This window comes from Roseicella aerolata, from assembly GCF_020523605.1.
GTDB lineage: Bacteria > Pseudomonadota > Alphaproteobacteria > Acetobacterales > Acetobacteraceae > Paracraurococcus > Paracraurococcus aerolatus.
In genome coordinates this window covers 1-6,394 of record NZ_JAJAQI010000101.1, presented here as the reverse complement: position 1 = coordinate 6,394, position 6,394 = coordinate 1, and the positions used below count along the sequence as shown (strand labels likewise).

Sequence of the window (6,394 nt, the reverse complement as noted above, 5' to 3'; positions counted from 1 at the left end):
CACCCGCAGCGGATGGTCGGCCCGGACCCGTTGTTCCAAATCCACGTAGCTGAACAGCGACCCAACCACCGCATCACTGCCACGCATCCTCACCCCGCTCGCTGCCGGGGGTAGGGAATCACGCAGGCGGCATCACCACAATGAATTTCAGCAGCCTGCTAGCCCCTCGCCAAAGGCGAAATGCTCCAGGTTCACCCCGAGATAGACCGCCAGCCTCGCCCCGCCGGGCCAGGCATGGCGCGGCCGCTCCGGCCAGGGGTGGTAGGCATAGCGGCCATGGCTCGGCAGCATCGGGGGCAGCCTCCGGAACTTTCCGCCCGCATGTGACGGCGGCATCGACCCCGCGCAAGGCAGCCCGCGTGACGAGACCCGCGCGGGCAGCTTAGATAGGCCCATGGAACCCCATTCGGCAGGCCGGGACGGCGCGGCCCGGGCGCTGCTGCGCCGTGAATCGAAGGCCCTGCGCCGGCAGGTGCTGCTGCCCATCCTGCTCGGCCTGGCGGCACTGGCGGTGACGATCGCCGGCGCCTGGCTGGTCGCGCGGCTGCTCGCCGCCCTGCTCGGCCATCCCGGCGCGGGCTGGGCGGAGCTGGCGGCGGCGGCCGCGCTGGCCCTGCTCGGCGCCGCGCTGGTGCTGGCGCAGGAACGCGCCCAGCTCGCGGCCGGGGAGGCGGCGCGGGCCCGGCTGCGCGATGCCGCCTTCGCCCGGCTGCTGGAGCTCGGCCCCGCCGACCCGAGCGGCGTCGGGGAGCGCGCCTCCCTGGTGGTGGACCGGGTGGAGGCGCTGGACGGCTATTTCGCCCGCTGGATCCCGGCTGCGGCCCTCGCCATGCTCGGCCCGCCCCTGGTCTGCGCCGCGGTCTTCGGGGCCGATGCGGGCAGCGGTGTCATCCTCGGCATCGCCGGCCTCCTCTACCCCGTCGCCATGGCGCTGACCGGCATCGGCGCGGCCCAGGCCAGCCGCAGGCAGTTCGAGGCGCTGGGCCGCCTCTCCGGCCGCTTCCTCGACCGCATGCGCGGCTTGCCGACCCTGGTGCTGTTCAACCGGCAGGAGGCCGAGGCGGAGGCGCTCGGCGAGGCCGCGACCGCGCTCCGCCGCCACACCATGAAGGTGCTGCGGGTCGCCTTCCTCTCCGGCACGGCGCTGGAAATGCTGGCAGCCGGCGTGCTGGCCATGCTGGCCTTCCGCCACCGGGACCTGCTGGGCGGGGGAGGGAACCCGGCCGCCGCCCTGTTCAGCCTGCTGCTGGTGCCGGCCTTCTTCGCCCCGCTGCGCGGCTTCGCCGCCGCCTACCAGGACCGGCTGCATGCCGCCGGCGCCGCCGCGGCGCTGGCGCCGCTGCTGGCGGAACAGGGCACGCCCGGCCTGGCGCTGGAGGAGATGCCGCCGCGGGTGGTCATCACCTTCACCGATGTCCGGCTGACCTACGATCCGGCCCGGCCGCCGGCGCTCGATGGCCTTTCCTTCCGCGCCAGCGCCGGGGAGACGCTGGTGCTGGCCGGGCCCTCCGGTGCCGGCAAATCCTCCGTGCTGCGCATCCTCATGGGCTTCGCGCGGCCCGAGGCAGGGCGGGTTTCGGTCAACGGCCAGGACGCCATGGCGCTGCGGCCCGCGGAGCTGCGCCGGCTCTCGGCCTATGTCGGGCAGAAGCCGCATCTCTTCCGCGCGACGCTGCGGGAGAACATCCGCTTCGCCCGGCCCGATGCCACGCCCGGGCAGGTGGAGGCGGCCGCCCGCGCCGCACATGTGACGGATTTCGCCGAAGGCTTGCCGCAGGGGCTGGACACGCTGGTGGGCGAGGGGGGCTGGGGCCTCTCGGGCGGCCAGGCGCAGCGCGTGGCGCTGGCCCGTGCCTTCCTGCGCGACGCCCCGCTGGTGCTGCTGGACGAGCCGACCGCGCATCTCGACCCCGGGACGGAATCGCTGGTGATCGAGAGCCTGCAGCGGCTCTGCCTCGGCCGCACCGCCATCATCGCCAGCCACAGCAGCGCACGCGCCCGGCTGGGCCGGGTGCTGGAGATCGAGGCCGGGCGGGCGGCGGGGGCGCCGCGGGTCGGGGCGGCGCAATGATCCGGCGGTCCCGGAGGTCTCCCCTGCCGGTCGGACTCCCTCGCTCCAACACCACGAAGGCTCCTCGCGCCGATGCTCGCTGACCTCATCCGCGTCCTTGGCCTGTGGCGGCGGCAGGGCGGCTGGCTGCTGGCCGGCATCGCCGTCTCGGCGGCCTCCACCCTGCTCGGCGTCGCCCTGCTGGCGCTGGCGGGGCAGGGCATCGCCGCCGCGCTCGGCGGGGCGGCGCTCGGCGGCGGCCTCGCCTTCCTGCTGCTGCGGCCGCTGGTGCTGCTGCGCCCGGCGGCGCGCTGGACGGAGCGCATGGTGACCCATGCCGCCACCTTCCGGGCGCTGGCCGATATCCGCATCTGGTTCTTCCGCCGGCTGGCGGAGCGGCTGCCGGCCGGCATCGGACTCGGCCGGTCCGGCGACCTGCTGGGGCGGCTGGTCTCCGATGTGGATGCGCTGGACGGGCTCTATCTCCGCGCCCTGGTGCCGGTGCTGGCCGCGCTCGCCGTGGTGGTGGCGGGCGTGGCGCTGCTGGCCGGGGCGCCGCTGCTGGCCGCCGCGGTCGCCCTGCCCCTCGCCATCGCCCTGCTGCTGCCGCTGGTGCTGGCGCCGGGTGCGGCGCGGGCTGCGGCGCAGGCGGCGCGGGCGCAAGGGCGGATGCGGGCGGCGGCGATCGACCCGCTGCTCGGCGTGGAGGATGTGCTGGCGGCGAATGGCGAGGCAGCGGCCCGCGCCACCCTCGCACGCGAGGGACAGGCGCTGGCGCTGGCCCAGCGCGGCCTCGGCTGGCGGGCCGCCTGGGCCGGGGCGGCGGGGACGCTGCTGGTGCAGGCGGCGCTGCTCGGCGCGCTCGCCTGGGGGCTCGCGGCCGAAGCGGGGGGCGCCGCGCTCGCCGTACTCGGGCTTTTCCTCGCGGTCGCGGCGGCGGAGACCATCGGCCTGCTGCCGCGGGCCGGCATCTCGCTGGCCATGGCGGCCGCCGGGGCACGGCGGCTGTTCGAACTGGCGGATGCGCCGCCGCCGGTCGCGGAGCCGGCGCGCCCGGCCGAGGAGCCGGCGGGCCATGCCATCCGGGTGGAGGGGCTGCGCTTCGCCTGGGCGCCGGACCGCGCCCCGGTCTTCGAGGATCTGGAGCTCGACCTCCCGGAGGGCACCCGGCTGGCGCTGCTCGGGCCTTCGGGCATCGGCAAGTCGAGCTTCGCGGCCCTGCTGCTGAAGCTCGCCGCGCCGCAGGCGGGGCGGATCACGCTGGGGGGCGTCGATATCGCCGACCTGCCGGCCGAGTTCCTGCGCCGGCGCATCGCCTGCCTGACGCAGGATGCCCGGCTGTTCGATGACAGCATCGCCGCCAATCTCCGCATCGCCGCGCCGCTGGCGCCGGATGCCGCGCTGTGGCGGGCGCTGGACCGGGCCGGGATCGGCGAGCTGGTGCGCACCCTGCCGGAGGGGCTGGCGACCCGTTGCGGCGAGGGCGGGGCACGCTTTTCCGGCGGCCAGGCGCGGCGCCTGGCGCTGGCCCGCGTGCTGCTCTCGGCCGCGCCGGTGCTGGTGCTGGACGAGCCGACCGCGGGCCTGGACGCCGAGACCGAGCGGGCCTTCCTGGAGACGCTGGAGAGCGTGACGGCCGGGCGGACGGTGATCCTGATCACCCATCGCCTGGTCGGGGTGGAGCGCCCGACCCGGGTGCTGCGCCTGGCCGGCGGCCGGGCGCTGCCGGCGGCCGGCTGATCCGGGCCGCCCGACTCCTGGCCTTCGGCCAACGGCCTTTGCGGGGCGCCCTGCAAGGGGATCTGCGCGGGCCCAGTGGGACAGATGCCGCAGCGGGTTGGTTCGCCAGCCACGGCCCGCCCGGATCGGCTGAAGATGCGGGCGCGGTCCTCCTCGGGGATGCCGGTGCCGCGATCGCGTACGGCCAGAAGAGGGCGCAGCCGCCCCCCGGAGGACAGGAAAGCGCTGACCGGCTTGCCTGCGCCGCGCGACGGCGTGGCCAGCCCACGGCGAATGTCGCTGCGCCACGCCGGACGTCAGGAACAACAGCGGTGCACAGGCGGGTCCAGCGCCGCAGGCCCGTTCCTGTCGTCTCCGGGAGCGGCGAGGCCCTCGGCACGTTGTAGGCATCCGTCGGGACGGAGTTCGGCGCTGGTCGGATTGCGCAGCCGCTGACCCTGGCCGCATGGATGCCTGCCCCTTCTCCGCCGGGCGCAGCCGGGCCGTGCGGTCGTCGTCGCCCGGCGCTTTCGGGGACGACGCGACCCGTGAACAGGCATGCACCGGGAGGCCAAACCGTTGTCGACATTCCTGACCCGCCCGACTTTCGAGCGCCTGGCGCAGATCCGAGGCCAGCTGATCGGCCAGGGCTTCGCCTCTGCCACTGCGGACGGGCCGGGTGTCGCAGGCATCTTCCTTCCCTGGGCCGGCCGGCAATTGGCCGAGGCGGGAGGCCTCTACTGGATCGGAGCCGCCACCGAGGGCCCCTACGGTGCCGAGGGCGAGCAGAGCTTCGAGGCCTGCCACGAGAGGGCCGCCGTGCTCTGTGACCGTGGCCCGCACGCCCATGCCCACACACCGCTGTGGCTCTTCCTCGATGGGCTGACGCGGGAACTGCTCGGCGGATCCTATGACAGGACGACGGACCGCTGGGGCTGGTCGGCCCTGCTGAAGATCGGCTGGAGCACGGGCAGGCCCGAGGACTGGCCACCGGAGCTCGTCGAGCGCCAGCAGGCGACCTGCGCGGCGGCGCTGCGGGAGGAGATCGCGCACTTGCGGCACAGCCTGGTCTTCGTGGGCTCGCTCGACGATTTCGGCATCCTCGGCGAGGCGCTGGGCGGCGTCCCGAACTGGCATGGGGAGCAGGACGACGCGACCGGCCTCTGGTGGTTCCGCGACGAGGCTTCGGGCAACCTCTTCGTCCATGGCTGCCACCCGAGCGCAGCGCGTCGGGGCCACTTCTCCGACGCGGCGCTGGACCGGACGGTCATGCTCGCCCGCAACCTCCTGCCCCGCTTCGTCTGACAGGCGGATCGGGCCATGCATCGCGGCATCTGGCCGGCATACCGGGACAGCCGTGGCGAGCGGATCGCCGACGCGGTCGTCCATGTCGCCGGCATCATGGCCGCGCTGGTGGCCTGCGCCGTCCTGGCCCTGACCGTGCCATGGAACGCCGGAATCGGTCCGCCGGTCGCGCTCGGTCTCTATGCGGCCGGTCTGCTGGCAATGCTCGGCTGCTCGGCGCTCTACAACCTGGCCGGCGAGGGGCGGCGGCGGGCGCTGCTGCGCCGGTTGGACCACTCGGCGATCTTCGTGATGATCGCCGGCACCTACACGCCGGTCGCCGGAATCGGCATCGGCGGCGCCTGGGGCTGGGGGCTGCTCGGCACGGTCTGGGCGGGTGCCGCCGGCGGGGCGGCGCTGAAGCTGCTGGCGCCGGCGCGATTCGAACGCGCCTCGATCCTCGCCTATCTGGCGCTCGGCTGGGTGGGGGTGGTCGCGCTGGATCCGCTGCTGGCTGCGTTATCGACGCGTGACCTGATGCTGCTCGCGGGGGGTGGGCTGCTCTACAGCCTGGGTGTGGTCGTCCACCTCGCCACAGGCCTGCGCTACCACAACGCTCTCTGGCACGCGCTGGTCGTCGCCGCGGCGGCATGCCACTACGCGGTCGTCCTCCATCTCGCTCAGGCGGCCGCGTGACCTGCTGCCCGGTGCACCCATGCATGGCCGGGAGGGCCGGACTCAACCCTTCGCGTCGGGCACCCGCGACCGGCCCCAGTGCCGCGCCATGTCCTTGGGAGCGCGCGCTCCGCAGCCGAACGCTGCATCATGCCGATCCGGCGGATGATCTCCCGCAGGATGGCCGGCGCCGCATGGCGCCGTTGCCCCGCGGCATCGGCCACGGCTGCGCCAAGGCACGACAATGGAGGACAACGGTCCGCCGGAGCGCAAGCTCAGCGGGAGGGCGAGGCCAGGCCAGGTCGGATCTGGCTTTCCCGCACCACGCGCTCATGGCCGTCGCGCTCGTGGCGCACGCGATACTCGCGGTCTGCCGCATCGTTCGGAAGCTGGCGCAGGACCGTGTAGGCGCCGCGCGGGACGTTGCCGTCATACTTGCCCGGGAAGAGTTCGACGCTCTGGCCGACCGAGAAGCAATGGGGGTGCTGCATGACTGGTCCTCGCGGGGCGGGTGTGGGCCCCTCGAGGGACCAGGCGGCCAGGCGGCCCGCGCGCCCCGCCGTCCTCCGTCAGCCGATCAGGTCGAGGACGATCTGGCGGATCTCGTCCTGCGTCAGGCCCGAGGGCTCGGGCAGGTACGGTGTTGCGATGGGATGGGCCGTCCTG

At 74.6% G+C, this 6,394-nt stretch carries 6 protein-coding genes; 4 read left to right on the top strand and 2 right to left on the bottom strand.

The genetic code is table 11. The annotated features are described in order from the left end of the window. Positions 1-147 precede the first annotated feature (147 nt). Positions 148-291: a hypothetical protein gene (locus LHA35_RS27520; protein WP_226614385.1), complete on the bottom strand. Its 144-nt coding sequence runs from the start codon at positions 289-291 to the stop codon at positions 148-150. A 103-nt stretch (positions 292-394) separates the two neighbouring features. Between LHA35_RS27520 and cydD the strand changes: the two genes are divergently transcribed. The 4 genes from cydD (at position 395) to trhA (ending at position 5,749) form a co-directional block, all read left to right on the top strand. Further along, the gene (gene cydD, locus LHA35_RS27515; RefSeq protein WP_226614384.1) at positions 395-2,071 is read left to right on the top strand and encodes a thiol reductant ABC exporter subunit CydD; all 1,677 of its coding nucleotides are present in this window, start codon (positions 395-397) and stop codon (positions 2,069-2,071) included. A 72-nt stretch (positions 2,072-2,143) separates the two neighbouring features. Continuing rightward, complete coding sequence (gene cydC, locus LHA35_RS27510) at positions 2,144-3,790, top strand: thiol reductant ABC exporter subunit CydC (RefSeq protein ID WP_226614383.1); 1,647 nt, start codon at positions 2,144-2,146, stop codon at positions 3,788-3,790. A gap of 558 nt (positions 3,791-4,348) precedes the next feature. After that, positions 4,349-5,074 carry a hypothetical protein gene (locus LHA35_RS27505; protein WP_226614382.1) on the top strand — a complete coding sequence of 242 codons (726 nt, stop codon included), beginning with the start codon at positions 4,349-4,351 and terminating at the stop codon, positions 5,072-5,074. A 15-nt stretch (positions 5,075-5,089) separates the two neighbouring features. Then, positions 5,090-5,749 (top strand): PAQR family membrane homeostasis protein TrhA, encoded by a 660-nt coding sequence (gene trhA, locus LHA35_RS27500; RefSeq protein WP_226614380.1) that lies wholly within the window; start codon positions 5,090-5,092, stop codon positions 5,747-5,749. A gap of 254 nt (positions 5,750-6,003) precedes the next feature. Here trhA and LHA35_RS27495 read toward each other — a convergent pair whose 3' ends face one another. Beyond that, complete coding sequence (locus tag LHA35_RS27495; RefSeq protein ID WP_226614379.1) at positions 6,004-6,219, bottom strand: hypothetical protein; 216 nt, start codon at positions 6,217-6,219, stop codon at positions 6,004-6,006. Positions 6,220-6,394: the final 175 nt, after the last annotated feature.